Annotated in this window: 22 protein-coding genes; 10 read left to right on the top strand and 12 right to left on the bottom strand. The window is 61.0% G+C overall.

All coding sequences use genetic code 11. The features are described from left to right. Positions 1-116: 116 nt before the first annotated feature. Together ttcA and H9646_RS07230 are read right to left on the bottom strand one after the other, a co-directional pair. Positions 117-1,088, bottom strand: a complete 972-nt coding sequence (ttcA, locus tag H9646_RS07225) for a tRNA 2-thiocytidine(32) synthetase TtcA (protein WP_404813087.1) — start codon at positions 1,086-1,088, stop codon at positions 117-119. A gap of 5 nt (positions 1,089-1,093) precedes the next feature. Beyond that, entirely contained in the window at positions 1,094-1,468 is a 375-nt protein-coding gene (locus H9646_RS07230) for a dihydroneopterin aldolase (RefSeq protein ID WP_191722670.1), read from the bottom strand. A 152-nt stretch (positions 1,469-1,620) separates the two neighbouring features. Between H9646_RS07230 and H9646_RS07235 the strand changes: the two genes are divergently transcribed. The 3 genes from H9646_RS07235 (at position 1,621) to trxC (ending at position 3,563) form a co-directional block, all read left to right on the top strand. Next, positions 1,621-2,724, top strand: a complete 1,104-nt coding sequence (locus H9646_RS07235) for a class I SAM-dependent methyltransferase (RefSeq protein WP_225214033.1) — start codon at positions 1,621-1,623, stop codon at positions 2,722-2,724. Between the two features lie 21 nt (positions 2,725-2,745). Next, positions 2,746-2,952, top strand: coding sequence for a DUF2905 family protein (locus H9646_RS07240; protein ID WP_191722671.1), 207 nt, complete (start codon positions 2,746-2,748; stop codon positions 2,950-2,952). 167 nt (positions 2,953-3,119) lie between these two features. After that, the gene (gene trxC / locus H9646_RS07245; RefSeq protein WP_191722672.1) at positions 3,120-3,563 is read left to right on the top strand and encodes a thioredoxin TrxC; all 444 of its coding nucleotides are present in this window, start codon (positions 3,120-3,122) and stop codon (positions 3,561-3,563) included. Between the two features lie 288 nt (positions 3,564-3,851). On the opposite strand, the gene H9646_RS07250 is transcribed toward trxC, so the two are convergent. Next, on the bottom strand, positions 3,852-4,820 hold the full coding sequence (locus tag H9646_RS07250; protein ID WP_225214034.1) for a LysR family transcriptional regulator: 969 nt from the start codon (positions 4,818-4,820) through the stop codon (positions 3,852-3,854). 275 nt (positions 4,821-5,095) lie between these two features. Here H9646_RS07250 and H9646_RS07255 point away from each other — a divergent pair, with 275 nt between their 5' ends. The 4 genes from H9646_RS07255 to aldA are packed head-to-tail and all read left to right on the top strand — an operon-like array spanning position 5,096 to position 9,853. After that, entirely contained in the window at positions 5,096-6,373 is a 1,278-nt protein-coding gene (locus H9646_RS07255; protein WP_191722674.1) for an MFS transporter, read from the top strand. Between the two features lie 24 nt (positions 6,374-6,397). Beyond that, positions 6,398-7,585: an L-rhamnonate dehydratase gene (gene rhmD, locus H9646_RS07260; protein WP_191722675.1), complete on the top strand. Its 1,188-nt coding sequence runs from the start codon at positions 6,398-6,400 to the stop codon at positions 7,583-7,585. 23 nt (positions 7,586-7,608) lie between these two features. Continuing rightward, entirely contained in the window at positions 7,609-8,409 is an 801-nt protein-coding gene (locus tag H9646_RS07265; RefSeq protein ID WP_191722676.1) for an aldolase/citrate lyase family protein, read from the top strand. A gap of 10 nt (positions 8,410-8,419) precedes the next feature. Next, positions 8,420-9,853 (top strand): aldehyde dehydrogenase, encoded by a 1,434-nt coding sequence (aldA, locus tag H9646_RS07270; RefSeq protein ID WP_191722677.1) that lies wholly within the window; start codon positions 8,420-8,422, stop codon positions 9,851-9,853. Positions 9,854-10,180: 327 nt separating this feature from the next. On the opposite strand, the gene H9646_RS07275 is transcribed toward aldA, so the two are convergent. From H9646_RS07275 to H9646_RS07290, 4 genes are all read right to left on the bottom strand, one after another. Continuing rightward, the gene (locus H9646_RS07275; RefSeq protein WP_191722678.1) at positions 10,181-11,338 is read right to left on the bottom strand and encodes an aminotransferase class V-fold PLP-dependent enzyme; all 1,158 of its coding nucleotides are present in this window, start codon (positions 11,336-11,338) and stop codon (positions 10,181-10,183) included. A 35-nt stretch (positions 11,339-11,373) separates the two neighbouring features. Beyond that, entirely contained in the window at positions 11,374-11,778 is a 405-nt protein-coding gene (locus tag H9646_RS07280; RefSeq protein ID WP_191722679.1) for a DUF779 domain-containing protein, read from the bottom strand. Positions 11,779-11,973: 195 nt separating this feature from the next. Beyond that, on the bottom strand, positions 11,974-13,494 hold the full coding sequence (gene exaC, locus H9646_RS07285) for an acetaldehyde dehydrogenase ExaC (RefSeq protein WP_191722680.1): 1,521 nt from the start codon (positions 13,492-13,494) through the stop codon (positions 11,974-11,976). 136 nt (positions 13,495-13,630) lie between these two features. Further along, the gene (locus H9646_RS07290) at positions 13,631-14,869 is read right to left on the bottom strand and encodes a multifunctional CCA addition/repair protein (RefSeq protein WP_191722681.1); all 1,239 of its coding nucleotides are present in this window, start codon (positions 14,867-14,869) and stop codon (positions 13,631-13,633) included. A gap of 55 nt (positions 14,870-14,924) precedes the next feature. Between H9646_RS07290 and queC the strand changes: the two genes are divergently transcribed. Both queC and H9646_RS07300 read left to right on the top strand, forming a co-directional pair. Further along, the gene (gene queC, locus H9646_RS07295; protein ID WP_191722682.1) at positions 14,925-15,629 is read left to right on the top strand and encodes a 7-cyano-7-deazaguanine synthase QueC; all 705 of its coding nucleotides are present in this window, start codon (positions 14,925-14,927) and stop codon (positions 15,627-15,629) included. A gap of 67 nt (positions 15,630-15,696) precedes the next feature. Further along, positions 15,697-16,158, top strand: coding sequence for a hypothetical protein (locus tag H9646_RS07300; RefSeq protein ID WP_191722683.1), 462 nt, complete (start codon positions 15,697-15,699; stop codon positions 16,156-16,158). Positions 16,159-16,249: 91 nt separating this feature from the next. Here the strand turns inward: H9646_RS07300 and H9646_RS07305 are convergent, their stop codons facing one another. The 3 genes from H9646_RS07305 to H9646_RS07315 form a co-directional block, all read right to left on the bottom strand. Continuing rightward, entirely contained in the window at positions 16,250-16,933 is a 684-nt protein-coding gene (locus H9646_RS07305; protein ID WP_191722684.1) for a glutathione S-transferase family protein, read from the bottom strand. Positions 16,934-17,026: 93 nt separating this feature from the next. Further along, positions 17,027-17,302, bottom strand: a complete 276-nt coding sequence (locus tag H9646_RS07310; protein WP_191722685.1) for a hypothetical protein — start codon at positions 17,300-17,302, stop codon at positions 17,027-17,029. An 18-nt stretch (positions 17,303-17,320) separates the two neighbouring features. Next, positions 17,321-17,893: a 5-formyltetrahydrofolate cyclo-ligase gene (locus H9646_RS07315; protein ID WP_191722686.1), complete on the bottom strand. Its 573-nt coding sequence runs from the start codon at positions 17,891-17,893 to the stop codon at positions 17,321-17,323. Positions 17,894-17,907: 14 nt separating this feature from the next. On the opposite strand from H9646_RS07315, the gene H9646_RS07320 reads away from it, so the two are divergent. Continuing rightward, the gene (locus H9646_RS07320) at positions 17,908-19,890 is read left to right on the top strand and encodes a lytic transglycosylase domain-containing protein (RefSeq protein ID WP_191722687.1); all 1,983 of its coding nucleotides are present in this window, start codon (positions 17,908-17,910) and stop codon (positions 19,888-19,890) included. Between the two features lie 206 nt (positions 19,891-20,096). Here the strand turns inward: H9646_RS07320 and H9646_RS07325 are convergent, their stop codons facing one another. Both H9646_RS07325 and H9646_RS07330 read right to left on the bottom strand, forming a co-directional pair. Continuing rightward, on the bottom strand, positions 20,097-21,041 hold the full coding sequence (locus tag H9646_RS07325) for an MBL fold metallo-hydrolase (RefSeq protein WP_191722688.1): 945 nt from the start codon (positions 21,039-21,041) through the stop codon (positions 20,097-20,099). A 2-nt stretch (positions 21,042-21,043) separates the two neighbouring features. Next, the gene (locus H9646_RS07330; protein ID WP_191722791.1) at positions 21,044-22,753 is read right to left on the bottom strand and encodes an AMP-binding protein; all 1,710 of its coding nucleotides are present in this window, start codon (positions 22,751-22,753) and stop codon (positions 21,044-21,046) included. Between the last annotated feature and the right edge of the window lie 161 nt (positions 22,754-22,914).

Genomic DNA, 22,914 nt, shown 5'->3' on the forward strand with positions numbered 1-22,914 from the left:
TGGTAGGAGGGACAATAACGCGGCCAAGTTCCCCGCCATGCAGGAAGGCAGCGCAGTACGTTGTCGCTCAAAGTAAAAAGCCCCGCAGAGCGGGGCTTGGATGGGGGCGCGCAGGCTTAGCTAATTTGTACCACCTGCACGCCGCCGGGCAGTGCGGGTGTGGTGGGCAGCTCTTCATGGTCGAAAGCCATGTCACCGTTGGGATCGGCAATGCCAGTGGCCTTGGCGTCCTTGAAGTTGTGCAGCTCGGGGTCCATCATGTGGGTGGTCACTACGTTGCCCATGGCGCGGAACATGCTCTCGATGCGGCCGGGGAACTTCTTGTCCCACTCGCGCAGCATGTTGCCCACAGCCACGCGCTGCAGGCCGTCCTGGCTGCCGCACAGGTTGCAAGGAATGATGGGGAAGTTGTTGTACTGCGCCCAGCGGGTGGTGTCCTTCTCGGGCACATAGCACAGGGGGCGAATCACCACGTGCTTGCCGTCATCAGACACCAGCTTAGGGGGCATGCCCTTCATGCGGCCGCCGTAGAACATGTTCAGCATCAGTGTCTGCACGATATCGTCGCGGTGGTGGCCCAGTGCCACTTTGGTGCAGCCCAGGCGGTCTGCCACCGAGTACAAAATGGCACGGCGCAGACGCGAGCACAGGCCACAGGTGGTCTTGCCTTCTGGAATCACGCGCTTGACGACCGAGTAGGTGTCCTGCGTTTCGATGTGGTAGTCCACGCCGATGGACTGGAAGTACTCGGGCAGGATGTGATCGGGGAAACCGGGCTGCTTCTGGTCCAGATTGACGGCCACGATCTCGAACTTCACGGGCGCGCGCTTTTGCAGCTTGCGCAGAATGTCCAGCAGCGTGTAGCTGTCTTTGCCACCCGACATGCAGACCATGATCTTGTCGCCGTCTTCAATCATGTTGAAGTCCATCACGGCGCGGCCTACCTCGCGGCACAGGCGTTTTTCAAGCTTGATCTGCTCGCGCTCAATCTTGATCTTGCCGGGCTTGGCTTGGGCGTCAGTGTCGCCTTGGGGAGCTGCTTGCTCCGCTTCTTCGGCAATCCAGGGGTTTTCAGTCACAGCGTTCATGGGGTTCACCATTGTCCGGTTTCGACGCGAATGGCAACTTCGCAGTCGTCAAAAATCTCAAGTTTGGTAATTTTTACGCGCACACCCTGTACACCGGGCAATGCCATCAATTGCTGTGCCAGCGTACCCGTCAGGCGCTCCAGCAGGTCGGTGTGACCGGCGGTGCACGTGCTGATGATGGTGTTGCGGGCCAGTCGGTAGTCCAGCACTTCGCTGATGTCGTCACTGGCGGGCAGCAAGGGCTGCACACCCATGTTCAGCTGTGCATCAACGCAGATGGGCTGGGCCGCCTCGAGCTCAAAGTCGAGGATGCCCAGACGCGCGTTCAGGCGCAGCCCTGTGAGCGAGATGGTGCGTTGACCTGTGGCGACAGACGACATGGTGGGTGCAAAGACACAGGCGTCAGGCCGGCATCCTTTGGCAATTTGCGTGTAAATTTTTGTGGGCGGGGACTGTCAAACTATCCCTTTTGCACGGTGCTTTCGCAGGTTTTACGAAGCCGGGGCTTTGCAAAGGCGACAATGCAGGGGTGATGACAGAACCCTCAAGTTTAACGAGCGCATTGCGTTCGCACATAGAAAAGGCCATTGCCCAAGCGGGTGGATGGATTGGTTTTGACCAATTTATGGCCATGGCCCTCTATACGCCGGGCCTTGGTTACTACGCCAATGACACGGCCAAATTTGGCGTTTTGCCCACTTCGGGCAGCGATTTTGTCACTGCGCCAGAGATTTCGCCCGTGTTTGGGCAATTGCTGGCCGTACAAATCGCTGAGGCCTTGTCCAGGACCGGCACCCGCGAAGTCTGGGAGTTTGGCGCAGGCACGGGCGCGCTGGCGCTGCAAGTGCTCGATGAGCTGCAGCGTCTGGGCGTGCAGCTTGAGCGCTACACCATCGTGGACCTGTCTGGCACGTTGCGCGCACGCCAGCAAACCACGCTGGCTGGGCACGGCACCAAGGTGGTCTGGGCCAGCGAGCTGCCCGCTCAGATGCGCGGCGTGGTGATTGGCAACGAAGTGCTGGATGCCATGCCCGTGCAACTGCTTGCACGCAAGGGCGGCGTATGGCACGAGCGCGGGGTAGCGCTGCAAGGCGGCGAGCTGGTATGGGCCGACCAGCCCACGCAACTGCGCCCGCCGATGGATGTGCAAGGCGAGCATGACTACGTGACCGAGATTCACCAGCAGGGCGAGGCCTTTATCCGCACGCTGGGCGCACACTTGGTGCAGGGCGCTGTGTTTTTGATTGACTATGGCTTTGGTGAGTCGGAGTACTACCACCCGCAGCGTCACATGGGCACCATGGTCTGCCACCGCCTGCACCAGATGGACGACAACCCGCTGGTGGAGCTGGGTCTGAAAGACATCACCGCTCACGTCAACTTCACTGGCACCGCCGTGGCCGCCCAAGACGCAGGCTTTGATGTGCTGGGCTACACCACGCAGGCGCACTTTCTCATCAACTGCGGGCTGCAGGCCAAGCTGGATGCGCTGGACACCGCTGGACGCGTGATGGCCGTCAAGCTGATGATGGAGCACGAAATGGGCGAGCTGTTCAAGGTGATTGGCCTGTCCAAGGGCGTAGATGCCTGGGACACGCTGGGCTTTGTGCATGGTGACCGCTCGCACAGGCTGTAAACCTCCGAAAGCGCTGAACCCATGATTCGCTGGATGTTGCTGGTTTTTATTGTGCTGGTGCTGATCAACAGCACCACGGACATCTTGCGCAGGGTGGGTCTGGGGCGACTGCCGGGGGATTTTTCATTCCGTTTGCTGGGGCGTGAGGTTTTTATTCCCTTTGCCAGCGCAGTGCTGGTTACGGTGCTGTTGTTCAGCATCATCAAGCTGATGGCCTGGTTGTTTTAATAAGTGAGCTACCAAGGCTCTAAAACACTAGGTTTTAGATGCTTTTGTATTTGAAATCATTGGTGTACAAGCGATGACTGCTTCTGTTTTTGAAATGCAGTTTGTCTGACTTGCAAACCCGAACGCTGGCACCATCTGCGCCAAGGTCACCTATTTAAGCTGCGTTTATGACCACCCAAGATCTCTTGCACGTCGTCTGCCCCCATTGCCACAAAACCAACCGCGTGGCACAGGCGCATTTGTTTTCACAACCTGCTTGCGGCAGTTGCCACCAGCCCCTGTTTACGGGCGAGCCCTTGCAGCTGGATGCAGAAAGCTTTGCCGCGCACATTGGCCGTAGCCATCTGCCTGTGGTGGTGGATTTCTGGGCTCCGTGGTGCGGGCCCTGCCGCATGATGGCCCCCGCTTTTGCGCAGGCTGCGCAGCAACTGGAGCCTCAGGTGCGTTTGACCAAACTGGACACTGAGGCCTACCCGCATGTGGCAGCGCCTTATGGCATCCGCAGCATTCCTACCATGATTATTTTTCAGGGCGGCAACGAAATCGCCCGTATCTCAGGTGCGCTGCCTGCCGGCGAAATTGTGCGCTGGGTGAATTCGGTGGTCGCTTAAAGCGCCATAGCCTGCACTGAGCTCAGTGCAAGTTCTCGCCGCCATCGCTTGGTGCATAGGTCTTTGCAATGTGCCGTGCACTGGGCAAGCATTTGCTTGACGGTGCTCGATAGGCGCAGCAAGGCACGGAAAGCTTAAAAAGATCGTAGCGGCCAGCATGCGGGTGGTTGCGTACTGGCGTAATCCTTGGCTGGCTTGTCAAGCGACTTGTAGACGCTGGACATGGCCTGAACACAGTAACCACCTACCGCCGGGCTTAGCCGGGCATCACCTGGAAGGCGACATCGCTCAGTTGGAGATGCGCTTGGCCTGCGCCCGCAGCAGGTCCATAAAGTTCTGCTGCTCCCGCGAGACCTCCTGGTCCTTGCGCGTAAGCATGCCAAACGGGGCCATCGGCACATCGATCTGCACTGGCAAGGTCTTGACCAGCCCCATGCGCAAATAGTCCTTCAAGGCCGAGTCGGACAAAAGCATCACTGCGTCGGTCAGTTGCACCAGTTGCTGCATCGAGTAGACGGAGCTGCACTCGGTGATATCGGCGGGCACTGGCAGTTCCAGGCTTTGCAGCAGTTGGTCCAGGGCAATGCGGGCCGGCGTGCTGGCTGGCTGCAAGATCCAGGGCCAGTCGCGCACCAATTCTTCCCAGTTCAGCTTGCGGCGCCGGGCCAGCACATGGCCGCTGCGCACCACCACCAGCAAGCGCTCATTGCCCAGCGCTTCAAAGTCATAGGCCTCGCTGTCGCCGGCAATGCGGCGTCGGGCAATGGCTAGGTCAATGCGGCGCTGGTCCAGCAGGCGCAGCAACTGGTCGCTGGTATCGCCCATGATGCGCAGGCGCAGCTGCGGGCTCTGAGCTTTCATGTGAGCCACAGCGGTCATCACTAGGTCGGGCGCCGCGCCCATGATGGTGCCGATCGCCAGGTAGCCATAGCCGCCTTGGCGGCGCACTGCCAGATCCTCGGCGCAGCGGTCCAGGCTGTTGAGTGAGGCCTCGGCAAAGCGCACCAGTTGCAGACCCAACGCGGTAGGGCGCATGCCGCGCGGCAGGCGCTCAAACAGCTGGCAGTCAAACATGTCTTCAATCTCGCGCAGCATGCGCGTGGCAGCGGGCTGCGACATCGACAGGCTGATGGATGCCCGGTGCAAGTTCAGGCTCGATCCCAGTGCCACCAGCATGTGCAGGTGTCTGTAGCGCAGGCGGTTGAGCAGGCTGCGGTGCAACTGCGGTGCAGTCGATAAAAGGGGTTTTTTAGACATAAATAAAAGGTATCGGATGTGGCTGGAATCTGATTTGTTAAGCATCAATCATGTGCGTACATTCAGCCCAATACAAGAACGAATGACCTTTTTAGGAGACAAGCATGACCACCTTCGCACACCTCTTTTTCAGACCACCCGCTTCACGACTGCGCTAGCGCAAGCCACGCCCAATCGGTGCAGAGGGATACCTGCGCCGCCTTCTCCTTTCACGCTCCCGCAGCGCCCGCCGTTTGGCCGGCGTGCAGGCCGCGCATTGTCTTTAAGGATTTGTCGTGAATAAACTCCCCGCTCCTTTGCTCGCCAAGATCTCCTGGCGCCTGCTGCCCTTCTTGCTGCTGATGTACATCATGGCCTTTTTGGACCGGGCCAATGTGGGCTTTGCCAAAGTGGCTTTCCAGGCTGATACCGGCATCAGCGATGCCGCCTTTGCGTTTGGCGCTGGTGTGTTCTTTGTCGGTTATGCGCTGCTGGAAGTACCTAGCAATCTGATCATGCACCGCATCGGCGCGCGCATCTGGATGTGCCGCATCATGGTCACCTGGGGCCTGGTGTCGGCCGCGATGATGTTTGCCCACAACGAGATCACCTTCTATGTGCTGCGCTTCCTACTAGGCGTGGCCGAGGCTGGTTTTTTCCCCGGCGTCATTCTGTACCTCACCTACTGGTTCCCGGCGGCACACCGTGCGCAAGCCATGGGCTTTTTCTACTTCGGCGCGCCGCTGGCCTTTATCTTTGGCAGCCCCCTGTCGGGCCTGCTGCTGGAGCTCGATGGCATGGGTGGTTGGCACGGCTGGCAGTGGCTGTTTGCGGTCGAGGGGCTGATGGCGGTGGCCGTCGGTATCTGGGCCTATTTTTACCTGACCAACCGCCCCGCCGACGCTACCTGGCTGACAGACGATGAGCGCCGCCAGGTGCAGGAAATCATCGCCAGCGAAGAGCGTGCCAAGGGCGGTAACCCGCACAGCCTGTTGGCCGCCTTGTGCCAGCCGCGCGTGCTGTATTTGGCCCTGATCTATCTGCTGATCCAGGCCAGTGTCTACGGCGTGGTGTTTTATCTGCCCAGCCAGGTTGCGGGCCTCTTGGGCACCAAGGTGGGCCTGCAGGTCGGCTTGGTCTCGGCCATCCCCTGGCTGTGCGCCCTGCTGGCGGCCTGGTGGGTACCCGGCTTTGCCCAGCGCAGCCAAAAACCACGCACGGTGGCCAGCGTGACCTTGCTGGTGGCCGCGATCGGGATGGCCGCCTCGGTGAGTTTTTCCAGCCCGCTGCTGGGTGTGGCGGCACTGTGCTTTGCAGCTGCTGGCTTTATCGCGGTGCAGCCGGTGTTCTGGACCTTTCCGGTCAACACCCTGGCTGGTGCTGCTGCGGCTGGAGGCATTGCGCTGATCAACTCGCTGGGCGCGGTCGGCGGTTTTGTCGCACCCATCGTCAAGAACTGGGCAGAGGGCCATTTCCACTCACCCGCCTCAGGCCTGTACCTGCTGGCAGGCACCACGGTGCTGGCGGCGCTGCTGGTGCTGGGCATCCGGGCCCGCACTGCGCCCGCCGCCTAAATTGCATAAGGAGCAAACACAACCATGAGCCAGATTCCCACTATCAAACAGGTTCGCGCCTATACCCTTAAAGGGGGAGGCGCCGATTACCACGACCAGGCAGATGGTCACTGGATCGATGACCACATCGCCACGCCGATGTCCAAGTACCCCGAGTTCCGCCAGAGTCGCCGCAGCTTTGGCATCAACGTGCTGGGCACCTTGGTGGTGGAGATCGAAGACAGTGCAGGTAACGTCGGCTTTGCGGTCACCACCGGGGGCGAGCCTGCGGCCTATATTGTCGAGAAACACCTGGCGCGCTTTCTCGAAGGCGCCAAGGTGACCGACATCGAACGCATCTGGGATCAGATGTACCTGTCCACTCTGTACTACGGCCGCAAGGGCATCGTGATCAACACCATCTCTGGTGTCGATCTGGCGATGTGGGATTTGCTGGGCAAGGTGCGCGGCGAGCCGGTGCATCAGCTACTTGGCGGCGCGGTGCGCGATGAGCTGCAGTTCTACGCTACCGGCGCACGCCCGGACCTGGCCCAGAATATGGGCTTTATCGGCGGCAAGATGCCCCTGCACCATGGCCCGGCCGAAGGCGAAGAAGGCCTGCGCCGCAACCTGGAGGAGCTGGCCACGATGCGTGAGCGCGTGGGCCCGGATTTCTGGCTGATGCTCGACTGCTGGATGAGCCTGGACCTGAACTACGCCACGCGTCTGGCCCAGGGCGCCCAGGCGCATGGCCTCAAGTGGATCGAAGAGGCACTGCCGCCCGATGACTACTGGGGCTATGCCGCCCTGAAGAAGAACGTGCCCACCGGCATGCTGGTGACCACCGGCGAGCATGAAGCCACGCGCTGGGGCTTTCGCCAGTTGCTGGAGATGGGCTGCTGCGACATCATCCAGCCCGATGTGGGCTGGTGCGGTGGCATTACCGAACTCCTGAAGATATCGGCACTGGCCGATGCCCACCAGGCTCTGGTGATTCCGCATGGATCCAGTGTCTACAGCTACCACTTTGTGGCCACGCGCCACAACAGCCCCTTTGCCGAGTTTTTGATGATGGCACCCAAGGCTGATGAAGTCGTGCCAATGTTCCACCCCCAACTGCTGGGCGAGCCCGTGCCGGTACAGGGCCGCATGCGCCTGTCTGCGCTGGACAAGCCCGGTTTTGGTGTGGAACTGAACCCGGCCTGCGAACTGCAGCGCCCCTACACCCACTGATTGCCCGCACAGGAGAGACCTCCATGGATTTGCCATTGAATCCCTTCAAGGACGCACTGCGTCGCAGCGAGCCGCTCTACGGTATCTGGGCCGGCTTTGCCACGCCCTATGCGGCCGAGATCATCGCCACCACCGGCTACGACTGGATGCTGGTGGACGGTGAACATGCGCCCAATACCGTACCCACCTTGCTGGGCCAGCTCCAGGCGGTGGCGCCCTATGCCACCCACCCGGTGGTGCGCGCCGTGCAGGGCGATGCGGTGCTGATCAAACAGTTGCTGGACGTCGGGGTGCAGACCCTGATGGTGCCCATGGTCGAGACGGCCGAGCAGGCCCGTGCGCTGGTGCAGGCCATGCGCTACCCGCCGCATGGCATACGAGGTGTGGGCGGCGGCCTGACCCGCGCCACGCGCTGGGATGCCGTGCCGGACTACATCCGCACTGCACATGAGCAGCTGTGCCTCATCGTGCAGATCGAGTCGCGCCTGGGCGTAGAGAACGCGGCAGAAATCGCCGCAGTCGACGGAGTGGATGCCGTCTTTATCGGCCCGGCGGATCTGTCGACCGGCATGGGTCACGCGGGCGATGCCAGCCAGACCGAGGTGCAGGACTGCATACGCCGCACCATCGAGACCACATTGGCCCATGGCAAGGCCTGCGGCATTTTGGCACCACGCGAAGAAGATGCCCGCCGCTATACCGACTGGGGCTGCCGCTTTGTGGCTGTGGCCATCGATATCAGCCTGATGCGTCAGGCCGCCCTGGCCAATCTGGCGCGCTACCGTGCGCCTACACAACCGGCCATTGTCTCTACCACCTACTGAGGACGACCCCATGCCATCTATCCCCGTTTTGCGCAATTACATTGCCGGTGCCTTCAGCGATAGCGCCGAGCTGCACGAAGTGCGTAACCCCGCAACGGGCGCGCTGCTGGCGCAGTCGCCCTTGTCAGCCCAAGCCGATGTGGACCGTGCCATTGCAGCTGCCCGCAGCGCCCAGAAGGCCTGGGGCCGCCGGCCCGCAATTGAGCGTGCGCAGTACCTGCGCCGCATTGCCGCCCGTCTGCGCGAGAACGTGGTGCGCATCGCCCGCACCATCACCGAAGAGCAGGGCAAGGTGCTGGGCCTGGCCGAGGTGGAGGTGAACTTCACCGCCGACTACCTGGACTACATGGCCGAATGGGCCCGCCGCATTGAGGGCGAGATCATCAGCAGCGACAGGGCCCACGAGCAGATCTTTTTGTTGCGCAAACCCCTGGGCGTGGTGGCCGGCATCCTGCCCTGGAACTTTCCGTTCTTCCTGATCGCGCGCAAGATGGCGCCAGCGCTGCTGACGGGCAACACCATCGTCATCAAGCCCAGCGAAGAGACCCCCATTAACTGCCATGCCTTTACCGAACTGCTGGCCCAGTGTGAGCTGCCTGCCGGTGTGTTCAATGTGGTCTACGGCCAGGGTAGCACCGGCGGCGCGCTGTCGGCCCATGGCGGGGTGGACATGATCAGCTTTACCGGCAGCGTGGGCACCGGCGAGCGCATTGCTGCAGCGGCTGCGCCCCATATCACCAAGCTCAACCTAGAGCTGGGCGGCAAGGCACCCGCCATCGTTCTTGCTGATGCCGACCTGGATCTGGCCGTCAAGGCCATCCGTGATTCGCGCATCATCAACACCGGCCAGGTCTGCAACTGTGCCGAGCGGGTTTATGTGCAGCGCCAGGTGGCCGACGAGTTCACCGCCCGCATTGCCCAGGCCATGGCCGCCACCCGGTATGGCAACCCGCTGGCGCAGGCCGATGTGGAGATGGGCCCGCTGATCAACCAAAAGGGTCTGGACAGTGTGGATGCCAAGGTGCGCCGGGCGCTGGCCGATGGTGCACAACTGGTGACCGGCGGCCAGGTGGCGGATTTGGGTGCCGGCTTTCACTACCAACCGACGGTGTTGGCTGGCTGCCGCGCGGACATGGAGATCATGCGCAAGGAAATCTTTGGCCCGGTACTGCCGATCCAGGTGGTCGAGGACTTGGATGAGGCGATTGCGCTGGCCAACGATTGTGAATACGGGCTAACCTCATCGCTCTACACGCGCGACCTGACCAAGGCCATGCAGGCCATGCGCGAAATCGATTTTGGCGAAACCTACATCAACCGCGAGAACTTCGAAGCCATGCAGGGCTTCCATGCCGGCGTGCGCAAATCCGGCGTGGGCGGTGCCGATGGCAAGCACGGGCTCTACGAGTACATGCATACCCATGTGGTGTATCTGCAGTCCTGAGAGGCTGGTACGGATCTGCTGAAGGTCTTCAGGCCATTCAGCACCACGGGCAAAAAAAGGCTGCCAACCTAGATTGGCGGCCTTTTGCATGTGGCTAGTTATGCCGATGGTGGGGATGTGGCGCTCAGGCCTTCCACCATCGTGCGAACCTGTTGCAGCGCCCCATCGGCCAGTACCTGGCTGCAAGTCGGCAGCGCTGCCCGCGGTTGGCTGATAGGAGGAAAGGCGCTCAATTGGCCTGCGCGCCTGTGCGTTTCACGATCTCGGCCGACTTCTTTTCTCGCTGCGCATGTAGGCCAAAAACTCCTGTGGGCTTGAGCCCCTGCGCTAGTACTGCGCAGCCGCCTCGGACTGGCCCAATGCCGACAAGGCCGCCTGCAATGCCTTGATTTCGGCTGGCGTGGTTTGCCAGCTCACGCTGGCGCGCACCACGCTGCCAAGGCTGCGGGCTTGCGTATCCAGCGGCGTAAAGCCCAGTGTATGCACGGCCACACTGATTTGCTGCTGTGCCAGGTGGTTTTGCACTTCAATGGCTGTGCAGCCATGTACCGTAAAGCTGGCGATGCCGCTGTGCGCAGCATGCGCATCGGCATCGTGCAGCTGCACATGGGGCAACGCTTGCAAAGCGCTGCGCAAGGATTGGCCGTTGTGCGCAATGGCTGCGTGGCGGGTGGCCCAGCCTGTGTGCTGTGCATGTTCCAGCGCCACTTTCAGGCCCAGACGCAGCGCCAGCGCATGCTCTGACTGCTCCAGCACCAAGGTGTCGGCACGCAATTGGGGGCCCTGGGCGGTGATGGGGCAGGAGCGGTGGTCCACCACCATGGGGCGCAGCTGGGGCAGAAAGCTGCTGCGGATATACAGCACGCCAGTTCCGCGTGGCCCGCACAGCCATTTGCGGCCCGGTGCAGTCAGCGCATCGCATTGCAGCGCTTGTACATCTACAGGAATGTGGCCCAGCGCCTGGGCTGCATCAATCATGTAGGTCACACCAAATTGTGCGCAGATTGCTCCCAAAGCGGCGGCGGGGTAAATGGTGGCACCGTTGGCGGGCACCCAGGTCAGCGCCACCAGTTTGATGCGAGGGTCTGCGGCCAGTTTGCGCTGCAGGCCTTCCAGATCCAGCGTGCCATGTACATCGCAAGGAATCTCTTCCAGCACTACCCCGGCGCGTTGCTGCAGCTGGTGCAGCATGGCTACGTTGCCGCCCCATTCCCCGCGGGTAATGAGTATTTTGTCTCCAGCTTGCCAGGGCATGGCGGTGATCATCGCGTTCCAGCCGTGGCTGTTGCCGGTAGTCAGGGCAATTTCAGAGGGCTGGCAGTGCAGCAGGCTCGCTAGCAAGGTGTAGAGCTTTTGGGCCTCGGGCTGTGCTGCCTGCGCTGCGTAGTAGGCGCCTTGCTTCATTTCCTGGCGCAAGTGGGCGGTGATGGCGTCGATGGATGATTCGGGCGCAAGGCCGCCTGCGGCCTGATTGAAATAGATCATGGGTGTGCAAAAGCCTGGGTAACAATCACTCCATCCTAGTGCTTGGCCCGCTCTTGTGCGCTGCGTCGATGGGCATCTTCTTGAACCAGCATGGCCAGTTCGGCATCGTCAAACAGCCGAGAGCGTGTGAGGAAGGCTTTGCCCTCTGGTCCTTCGAGTGACAAGGTGCCACCGCCGTGGCCGTCGATCACGTCGATGATGAGCTGGGTGTGTTTCCAGTACTCAAATTGCGAGGTGCTCATGTAAAACGGCAGCCCTCCAATATCGCCCATGTACTGGTCGCCGGGGCCGATGGTCAGCTCGCCCTCGATATAGCAATTGGCCGCACTGTTATCGCAGCAGCCGCCTGATTGGTGAAAGAACAGGCGCGGCCCGTGCTTGGCGCGCAGCACATCAATCAACGCCAGCGTGTCAGGCGTTGCGATCACGCGTTCGACCATGGTGTGCTCCTTGATGTGGTGTTTGAAAGCCTAACTTTTGCTAGGCAAGGTAAGCGCTAACGGTCAGTTGATTCTGAATTCAAGCAGGGCTTCAAGGTTGCCGCAGCACTCCGCAGGCGAGGCGCACCATCAAAGGCAGTAGCAGCGCTACGACGAGATGGTGCAACGAAGCATCCGGGGTGCTACGACGGCCGATCAGAAGAAGCCAAGTTTGGATTCGGAATAACTCACCAGCAAATTCTTGGTCTGCTGGTAGTGGTTGAGCATCATCTTGTGGTTCTCGCGCCCGATGCCCGATTCCTTGTAACCACCAAAAGCCGCGTGCGCCGGGTAGTGGTGGTAGCAGTTGGTCCATACACGGCCAGCCTTGATGGCGCGGCCCATGCGGTAGGCCACGTTGCCGTCGCGGCTCCACACACCGGCACCCAGTCCATACAGCGTGTCGTTGGCCAGCTCCAGTGCTTCGGCTTCGGTTTTGAAGGTGGTGACCGCCAGCACGGGGCCAAAGATTTCTTCCTGAAAAATGCGCATCTTGTTGTGGCCCTTGAAGATGGTGGGCTGCACGTAGTAGCCGCCTTCCAGCCCCTGGCCCAGCTGGGCCTGTGCGCCACCAATCAGTACCTGGGCACCTTCTTGCTTGCCCAGGTCCAGGTACGACAAGATTTTGGTCAGCTGCTCTTTGCTAGCCTGTGCGCCCATCATGGAGTTGGGGTCCAGTGGGTTGCCGTGCTTGATGGCCGCCACGCGCTGGAGCACCCGCTCCATGAACTTGTCGTAGATGGACTCGTGAATCAGTGCGCGGCTGGGGCAGGTGCAGACTTCGCCCTGGTTGAAGGCAAACAGCACCAGCCCTTCAATGGCCTTGTCGAGGAAGGCGTCGTCCTTGTCCATCACATCGGCAAAGAAGATGTTGGGCGACTTGCCCCCCAGCTCCAGCGTGGCGGGAATCAGGCTGTTGGCGGCGGCCTGTGCAATCACGCGGCCGGTGCTGGTAGAACCGGTAAAGGCAATCTTGGCAATGCGCTTGCTCTGCGCCAGCGGCATGCCAGCCTCGCGGCCAAAACCGTTGACGATGTTGAGCACGCCCGGCGGCAGAAAATCGCCAATCAAGCCCGCAAGCACAAGAATGCTGATGGGGGTTTGTTCAGCTGGTTTGAGCACCACGCAGTTGCCTGCGGCCAGTGCGGGGGCCAGCTTCCAGGCGGCCATCAGGATGGGGAAGTTCCACGGAATGATCTGTCCGACCACGCCCAGTGGCTCGTGGTAGTGGTAGGCCACGGTGTCGGTGTCCACCTCGCTGATGCCGCCTTCCTGGGTGCGGATGGCCCCTGCAAAGTAGCGAAAGTGGTCAGCGGTCAGTGGAATGTCGGCATTGAGCGTCTCGCGGATGGCTTTGCCGTTGTCAATGGTTTCCACATAGGCCAGCAGCTCGCGGTTGGCGTCAATGCGGTCGGCAATCTGCAGCAAAATGTTGCTGCGTTCCGTGACCGATTTTTTTCCCCATGCATCGGCGGCGGCATGGGCTGCATCCAGTGCTTTTTCAATGTCGGCTGCCGTGCCACGTGCAGCCTTGGTGTAGACGCTGCCGTTGATGGGCGTCACGACATCAAAATAAGTGCCAGTGGCGGGGGGTACCCACTGCCCGCCAATGTAGTTGTCGTACTGGGCTTGGTATTGGTGCAGCGCACCGGACTGGCCGGGAAGAACATAAGACATGGCAGCATTCCTGAACGTGAAGGGTTGCAGACAAAAGCCTGTACATGTTCGCTCTTCTGGCTGGCCTTGTGCCTGATGGAATTCCCTCGCCTTGTCTGGCTTTAGCGCTGCTTTGTGTAACAGCGGCTGGGTGGTTTCAACTGTCCAGCCACGCCGCCACGGCCTGCACTCTGACAGACGCTACGGCCTCACCAATTGCCTTGCCTTTGAGTCCCCGTTGTGCCGCCGTTTGGGCTGCTGTGGCGGTGTCTACCGTCAGCGCAGCCTGTAGGCCCTGCCACAGACGTTGGCGCTGCGGGTAGGGGCGCTCTTCAAAGCCCAGCCGCCCGCGTGCATCGCACTCACAGGCCCACAGGGCTTGCGCAAAGCGTTCGGGCTTGCGGATGGCATCGCAGCGCTCGTACAGGCGCACTAAAGCAGCGGCATTCAAATCCTGGCTGCGGTGGATGTTGCCGTGCTCGCGGGCCACCAGATCGGCCAGCTCTTTGCAGTCATTGGGTACGCGCCAGCGGTCGCACACGCCTTTGAGCAGCTGTGCACTGCGCTGCTCATGGCCAATGTGGCGCGGCAGCATGTCGGCGGGCGTGGTGCCTTTGCCAAAGTCGTGGCACAGGCAGGCAAAACGCACCGTGAGCGGGGCGTCCAGCTGGGCGGCCATGTCCAGCACCATCATGGCGTGCACGCCGCTGTCTACCTCTGGGTGGTATTCGGCGCGCTGGGGCACACCCCACAGGCGATCCAGCTCTGGCAGCAACACCTTCAAGGCCCCGCAGGCGCGCAGCACTTCAAACATGCGTGAGGGCTGGGCGGCCATCAGCCCGCGGCTGATTTCTTGCCAGACGCGCTCGGGCACCAGGTGGTCGGCCTCGCCGGCCTGCACCATCTCGCGCATCAGCTGCAAGGTTTCTGGCGCTACGGTGAAGTCATGAAACCGCGCTGCAAAGCGCGCTACGCGCAGAATGCGCACCGGGTCTTCGCGGAAGGCGTCGGTGACGTGGCGCAGCACTTTGGCCTGCAGATCGGCCTGGCCGTTATAGGGGTCAAATACGGCTTCAACGCCTGTCCAGTCTGCCGGAGCAGCCATGGCATTGACGGTCAAGTCGCGCCGGGCCAGGTCTTCTTGCAGCGTGACATCGGGCGAGGTATGCACCACAAAGCCCCGATAGCCCATGCCGCTTTTGCGCTCGGTGCGCGCCAGTGCGTATTCCTCGTGGGTTCTGGGGTGCAAAAACACGGGAAAGTCGCGCCCCACGGGGGTGAAGCCGAGCGCGGTCATTTCTTGCGGTGTGGCTCCCACCACGACCCAGTCGGTATCGTGAAAAGGACGTTGCAACAAGCGGTCGCGCACTGCGCCGCCAACCTTGTAAATCTTCATGGCACTAAGTGTAGGCGCGGCAAGGCATGGCCGGGACGTGCTGTAATTTCTCCCTATGCATACCTCAGCGCTTGTAATGTTTTCGGGTGGACAAGACTCCACCACATGCTTGGCCCATGCGCTGTCGAAATACGACCGTGTGGAGACCTTGGGCTTCAACTATGGCCAGCGCCACAGCATTGAGATGCAGGTGCGCCTGCAGGTGCTGGAGAAGTTGCGTGCGCAATTTGCGCAATGGGCGCACAAGCTGGGGCAAGACCACGTGCTGTCGCTGGATGTGCTGCAGCAAATTGGCGGCTCTTCGCTGACCGATGAGGTGGCTTTTGCCATGCAGGCCGATGGGTTGCCCAATACCTTTGTGCCGGGGCGCAATCTGCTGTTTCTGACTGTGGCCGGGGCACTGGCCTACCGCCGGGGTGTACAGGTGATTGTGACGGGCGTGTGTGAAACGGATTTTTCAGGCTACCCCGATTGCCGCGATGACACCATGAAGGCCATGCAGCTGGCGCTGAATCTGGGGCTGGAGCGCCGCCTGCGCATTGAAACTCCATTGATGTGGATCGACAAAGCCGCCACCTGGCAGATGGCCAAGGATTTGGGCGGTGATGCGCTGGTAGAGCTGGTGGTGAACGACACCCACACCTGCTATCAGGGCACGCGCGATGTGCTGCACGACTGGGGCTACGGCTGTGGCAGCTGCCCCGCGTGCGAGCTGCGCGCCAGTGGCTGGCAGCGCTGGAAGCGCACGCAGTCCGCCTGAGCCATTGTGCAGCCAGTGTTTTGCTGGCTTTTATTGTTCATCTTTTTCCTGATTGGCTTGCCTGCCCATGTCTATTGCCGACGCTCTCACCATTGCCCAGATGAACCCCGACGGCAGCGTGCCAGTGCCCGAAGCACCTGACGCACAGGCCAATGCGGCAGCGGCTGCCTTGGAGCGAGAGGCGCAGCTGGAGGCCTTGCAGACACAGATGGCGGACTTGCAGGAGGTGCTGTCCAAACCGCTGTCTGAGATTTTGGCCGACCACGAGCGCTTCAAGAAAGCCGCCGCCGCGTGGGATGCCTTTGGCGCGATGTGGATGCTGTCGCAGCGGGCCATGCGCCGTGTGGCACTGGACCTGGCCGAGCAGCAGGGCGTGAGCGAAGCAGATGTGGTGGCACGGGCCATGGCCTATGGCAATGAGGTGCTCAATGGAGAGGACGTGGACCTCAGCGGCTCTATTGCCCCGGCGCAAATGGCGCACATTGCGCGGCACAAGCTGTTTTTACGCAACCAGTTCAGGCAAGGCTGAGCGTTATCGACATCGACACCTGAACCGGCTGCAGGCCACTTGCGCCGGCTTTTAACCTGCCTTGGGCAAGACGCAGCCTAGCTGTGCGGCTTCAACGCTGCGTGCGGTAGGGCTCTTCAAAATCGCGAAAATCCTGCTCGGCCAGCGCATCGGTGATCCAGGCCTGCACGGCTGGCAGTGCCCGCACCCGCTCAACATAGCCCGCGATGGCTGGCGGCAGGGGCAGCGCGTAGGTGTGCAGGCGCATGCACACAGGGGCAAAAAAAGCGTCAGCCATGCTGAAACTGCCAAACAGCATGGGGCCACCGTGGCTTTGCAGCAGCGTGCCCCACATCTCGATCAGGCGTGACACATTGGCGCGCACGGCGTCTTGCTCGGCCCAGATCCTGGCGCCCACTTCGGGCAAAGCGGCCTCGATGTTCATCGGGCAGTGGCTGCGCAGGGCGCCAAAGCCGCTGTGCATTTCTGCGCAGATGCTGCGTGCCCGTGCGCGGTCGGCAAAGGCTTTGGGCCAGATGCCTGCGTGGGAAAATTCTTCGGCCAGGTATTCCGCAATGGCAAGGGTGTCCCACACCGCCAGTCCGTCATGCACCAGCAGCGGCACATTGTGCGTGGGGGTCAGGGCGCGCATGGTTTGCTTGAACTGTGAGCCGGGCGCAAAGCTGTCAAAGCGCACCATGACTTCTGTAAACGGAATGCCCAGCTGGCGCATGGCCACCCAGGGACGCATTGACCATGACGAGTAGTTTTTGTTACCGATGTACAACTGCAGCATGGGTCACTCCTTATTAAAAAAAGTAGCTGTTAACGCTTTGTCCTATTGGTTTTAAGCATCTTTTCTATCTGAAAACAAGGAGGCGTAAGCGCTTTAAGCTTCTATTTTTGTGCGCGGGCGCAGCCCAGCCTGAGCTGCATGGGTCTGGTGCACCATGTCAGACAGCCACGCGTGGCTTTCTGGCAGGTTGAACAAAAAGTCCCAGATGGCATCGTGCTGGCGTGGGGTCAGGCTGTGTGGGCCGTGCTTGCGCATGTGGGTTTGCAGGCGCTGTACCTCTTGACGCGTCAGGGGCGAGGCCATGGGCGTGAGCGGAGGGCGCTGCTGAATCAGACGCTGGGGAACAGATTTCTTTTTACGAATGGGCATACGGGAGCAAACAATCCATCAAACCGGCCAAATGACGCCGTTGTCGTTCAGGATGGCATCTAAAGGCAAGTCGTGCGATTGCGGCACGAAATCCTCAATGAAACCCTGGGTGAATCCAAGGCCGACGGTATGGGGTGCTGGGGTGAGCTTAGCCAGCGTGCGGTCGTAAAAACCGCCGCCGTAACCCAGCCGGTAGCCGCCCGGGCCGTAGCCTACGCAGGGCACAAACAGCAAAGTGGGGGTCAGCACCTCGGTGTCTTTGGGCTTGGGAATGCCGTAGGCGTCTTCTTCCATGGGGCAGCCGGGGTGCCAGGCATGAAAACGCATGGTTTTGGTGACCTTGTCGATCACGGGCAGGGCAATGCGGCGGCGCTGGGGCTTGTCCAGCAGTTCACCGTCTTCTTTCCAGCGATGCAGCACGGGCAGGGGGTCAAACTCGCCCTTGATGGGCCAGTAGGCGCCTATCACGAGATCGGGTCGGTCCACCAGCCAAATGCGCATCACGCGTTGTAAATCGTCTGCGCGCTGTAGGCGGTCGGCCATATTCAGGCGTTGCTGCACCAAGGTGCGCCGAAGGGCCACTTTGTCCATCACATAATTCCCCCATGCAATGGCACAAGATTCTGACACCGCTTTGCGCGGCCGTACTTTTAAGCGCTCCTGTTTCGTGGGCAACTGCCCAAACGGCAGGGGACAATGTTTTGCTGCAAATGCAGGAAGCGGCCCGCAAGGGCGATAAGGCCAGACTGGCCACGCTCCTGCCACAGACGGCAGGGCACCCCCTGGAGCCGTGGGCCGCATATTGGGAGCTCAAGAGCCGCCTCAATACGGCAGCGCCTTCTGAAGTTGAGGCATTTTTGCAACGCTGGCGCGGCACCTACCAGGAAGACCGCATGCGCAATGACTGGTTGCTGCTGCTGGGCCAGCGCCGTCAGTGGGCAGACTTTGAGCGCCTGTTGCCCGAGTTCCGCATGCAGGACGACCGCGAGGTGCGCTGCTACGAGCTGGCGGTGCAGACCATTGAGCGCCGCCAGCCCGAGCATGCCCCGCAAGAAGTGGCTCGCCTGTGGCACGCACAGCGCGACGGCGACGACGGCTGCACCCAGGCGGCCAGCGAGCTGTATGCGATCAAGAAGCTCGATGAGGGTGAAGTGTGGAAGCGGGCCCGCCTTTCGGCAGAGCTCAATCGCCAGACCGCCGCTCGTCGCGCAGTCGATATCGTGGCGCCAGAGGCGCTGCAGCATGTGGCTGAAGTGTTCGCCTCACCGATCAAATACCTGGCAGGCACCAGCAAGGTGCGTGGCAATACCCGCCGTGAACTGGCTGCACTGGCGCTGATCCGCGTGGCCAGCAACGACCCGGAGCAAGCCGCCAGCCTGATGGAAACCCGCTGGGGCAACCAGTTGCGCGCAGAAGAGCGTGACTGGGTCTGGGGTGTGATTGGCAAGGTGAGCGCACGCCGCCTGTCCAGCGATGCCGTGGGCTACTTTGCCAAAGTGGGCAAGCCAGAGCGCATGTCCGAAGAGGCGCAGGAGTGGATGGTGCGCGCCAACTTGCGTGCCGGTCAGTGGCATACGGTACGCAAAACCATTGATGACATGCCGCCTGCCATGCAGGCCGACAGCACATGGGTGTACTGGAAGGCGCGTGCCTTGCTCAACGACCGCCGCGTGAGCGAGGCCGAGCAGGCCGAAGCCAGACGCCTGCTGCAAAGCATTGCCAGCGTGAAAGGCTTTTACGAAAAACTGGCGCTGGAAGAGCTGGGCCAGGCTGTCACCATGCCCCCCGCACCACCGCCACCGACTGCGCAAGAGCAGGCAGCCGTTGCAAGCAACCCCGGTCTGCAGCGTGCCCTGTATGCCATCCGCATCGGTCTGCGCAGCGAAGGAGTGCGCGAATGGAATTACAGCGTGGGCCTGCACGTGCCCGGTGGCATGAACGACCGCGAACTGCTGGCCGCTGCCGATCTGGCCTGCAAGGCGCAGATATGGGACCGCTGCATCAACACCAGCGAACGCACGCGCGATGTGATTGACTGGAACCAGCGCTTTCCCATGCCTTTCCATGACGCGGTGATTGCACGCTCCAAGAGCATTGGGCTGGACCCGGCGTATGTGTATGGGCTGATTCGACAGGAAAGCCGGTTCATCATGGATGCGCGCTCGCATGTCGGGGCATCGGGCTTGATGCAGGTGATGCCTGCCACTGCCAGATGGACGGCCAAGAAGATCGGCATGACCGACTTTCAGCCCCACATGATCAACGACCGCGATGTGAACATCACGATTGGCACGTCCTACCTGAAGCTGGCGCTGGATGATTTTGATGGCTCCATGGCCTTGGCCGCTGCGGGCTACAACGCCGGGCCCGGTCGCCCGCGCAACTGGCGCAACGGCCCCGTTTTGGACGGTGCCATCTGGGCTGAAAATGTGCCGTTTGCAGAAACCCGCGACTACGTCAAGAAGGTGCTCTCCAACGCCACCAATTACGCAGCCATGATTACGGGCCAGCCCCAGTCGCTGAAGGCACGCTTAGGCACGATTGGCCCGAAGCTGACGTTGACGGAAGCGACGCCTGATTTGCCTTAAGGCCCGCCGACACCACTCTGGCATTTCATTACAAAGCCTTGGCAATACCTTGGGGGTCTGCCAAGGCTTTGCAGCCGGTCGTAAGGCCAGCGGCAACCTGTGACTGGCTGGTGTGTGAGTGGCGCTTGCTGCGTGAAAGGTGTAAGCGGGGTCAAAGGCAGCAGAGTCAGCAGAGTCAGCAGAGGCTCAAGCCAACCTGTCAGCCGTCAGCGGTTGCAAAGTACCAGCACGCCGTCTTGCTGCTCCACAGCGGCGGCCTTGCTGCTGACCAGCTCTTCAATCAGCGTGCCCAGCCAGTTTTCCAGGCTCTGTGCTGCAAAGTACCTCTCGTGCAGCATGCCCACGTACGGGGTGTTGACGCACCAGCCCTGCACCTGCTGCAGGGGCAGTTGCTGCCACTCCAGCAGTTTGTATTTGAGCAGCACCTTGGCGGCGTAACGGGCGTGGCGCAGCGGACTTTCCATGAAACCGTGCAAGCGCTTGCGTGCAATGGCCAACGCCTGGGTCACATCGCTGAACCTGGGGCCGTGGCCTGGCAGCACCAGCGATGGCTGCAGCGCTTCAATCACATCCAGTGTGGCGGCCACTTCGGCAAACGCCTGCTCTCCCTCAATTTCCGGGAAAACCACCCCAAAGCCGTTCTCCCAAAGAGCGTCGGCTGAAATGAGGGTGCGCTGCTGCGGCTCAAACAGGATGATGGAGTGCGGGTCATGGCCCGGCGCTGCATGCACCTGCCAGCGCTGCTGACCGAGATTGATTTCGGTGCCTGGCTCCAGCACGTGTTCGGCATGAAAGCGCGGGCATTCTTGCCCCGTGGGCGTGTAGCTCAGGGCGGCAGGGTCCCAGGCGCGTACATGTTGAAGCTGCCCGGGGGCTATCCACGTCTGCAGATGGGGCCAGCGGGCTTGCAAGGCAGCGTTGCCGCCGCAGTGGTCACTGTGTAGATGGGTGTTGAGAATGCGTGTGAGCGGGCGCGTGCCAATGCTGTTTTCAACCAGCGTCACGGTTTGCTCAGCGTGGACGCAGTAGCCGGTATCCACGATGGCCGCGCTGTCGTCGTCCACAAAAATGACGTTATTGGCTGACAGCCAGCCACGTTCCAGAAAAAACATACCGGGCCCAAGGCCCGGTGAGGAAAGGGCGTGATCCATGGTCAATGTGCTGCGGGCGCCTTGTCTGAAGCGCTGGGGCTGCGCAATTCGCGGCGCAAAATTTTGCCCACGTTGGTTTTGGGCAGCTCTTCGCGAAACTCAATGTACTTGGGGCGCTTGTAGCCGGTGAGGTTGTCGTGGCAGTAGCGCAGCAGGCGTTCTTCGGTAAGTGTGGGATCGTTCTTGACCACAAACACCTTGATGGCTTCGCCAGCATGTTCATCGGGTACACCGATGGCAGCACATTCCACCACGCCGGGGCACAGCGAGATGACGTTCTCCAGCTCATTGGGAAAGACGTTAAAGCCGCTGACCAAGATCATGTCTTTCTTGCGGTCAATGATCTTGATGAAGCCGCGCTCGTCCATCAGGCCTATATCGCCGGTGCGCATGAATCCGTCGGCCGTAAAGGCCTGGGCGGTTTCTTCGGGCTGGTTGTAGTAGCCACGCATCACGTTGGGGCCCTTGATGCAGATTTCACCGTTTTCTCCCTGAGGCACGGTGTTTCCTTCATCGTCCTTGATCGCAATGTCAATGCCGGGCAAGGGCAGGCCAATGTTGCCGCTAAAACTGGTGGCATTCACGGGGTTGTTGGTGCCAATGGCGCAGGTCTCGCTCATGCCCCAGCCTTCAATCATGACCTTGCCGGTCACTTTCTGCCACTGGCGCGCTGTGCCTTCGGAGGCCGCCATGCCCCCGGCCTGCGATACCGCCAGCTCTGAAAAATCAATGGTCCGGAATTTTTCGTTTTGCAGCAAGGCGTTGAACAAGGTGTTCACAGCTGGCAGCGTGTGAAAGGGGCGCTTGCGCAGCACTTCCACAAACTTGGGGATATCGCGCGGATTGGGGATCAGGCTCATGCTGGAGCCTTGGCGCAGCGACAGCAGCAGCAGCGTCAGCGCAAAGATGTGATAGAGCGGCAGTGCAGCAATGCTGTGCAGTTTGCGCAGGTCGGTCGTGCCAGCGTAAGCGGGGGCAAACCACGCCTCGGCCTGCAAGGTGGCGGCAATGATGTTGCGGTGGGTGAGCACCGCGCCTTTGGACAGGCCCGTGGTGCCGCCCGTGTATTGCAAGAAGGCAATGCTGTCGTGGTTGACCTGGGGCTTGCGCAGCGTTTTGCCAGCGCCTGTCGACAGTGCTTTATTAAAAGTTGTGACGGTGCGGCCATCCAGCGGCAGCTCGTAGGCGGGCACCATCTTGGCCAGATGGCGCACGGCAAAGGTGATCCAGCGGCCATACGCAAAACCCAGCAAGTCGCCCATGGAGGCCATGCACACATGCTTGATGGGTGTGTGCGTGATGACGTCCGACAGCGTGTGCGCGAAGTTCTCCAAAATAATGATGGCCGTCGCCCCGGAGTCCTTGAGCTGGTGCTCCAGCTCGCGCGCGGTGTACAGCGGGTTGACGTTGACACAGGTGTAGCCAGCGCGCAGCACCGCCGCCATGCTGACGGCAAACTGCGGAATATTGGGCAGCATGATGGCCACGCGGGCATCGGGCGCAAGGTTCAGGCTTTGCAGCCAGGCCGCCAGTTGCAGAGACAGTTTGTCCAGATCCCGGTACTTCATCCACACGTCCATGCACACCGTGAAGGGCTGATCGGCGTACTTGCTCAGCGAATCTTCCAGCATGTCGACCACGGAGGCGTAGATCTCTGGTTTGACTTCGTGGGGTACCCCTGCAGGGTAGTGGTTGAGCCACAGACGATCCATGTCAGCGCCTTTCTTCATTGGTGCGGCCTGCAGCAACAACGCTAGGCCCTGCCAGCATTCTTGAAGGGGACCCATGAATTGGGGAGGGGGCTTTTCCTAGGGAAAGAGCAAACCAAGGGTTTGATCGGGGGCACTGAAGTCAAAAAAATTGCGTTGAGCCA

Origin of the sequence: Comamonas avium (genome assembly GCF_014836675.1) — a bacterium.
In the GTDB taxonomy this organism is placed as follows: domain Bacteria; phylum Pseudomonadota; class Gammaproteobacteria; order Burkholderiales; family Burkholderiaceae_C; genus Comamonas; species Comamonas avium.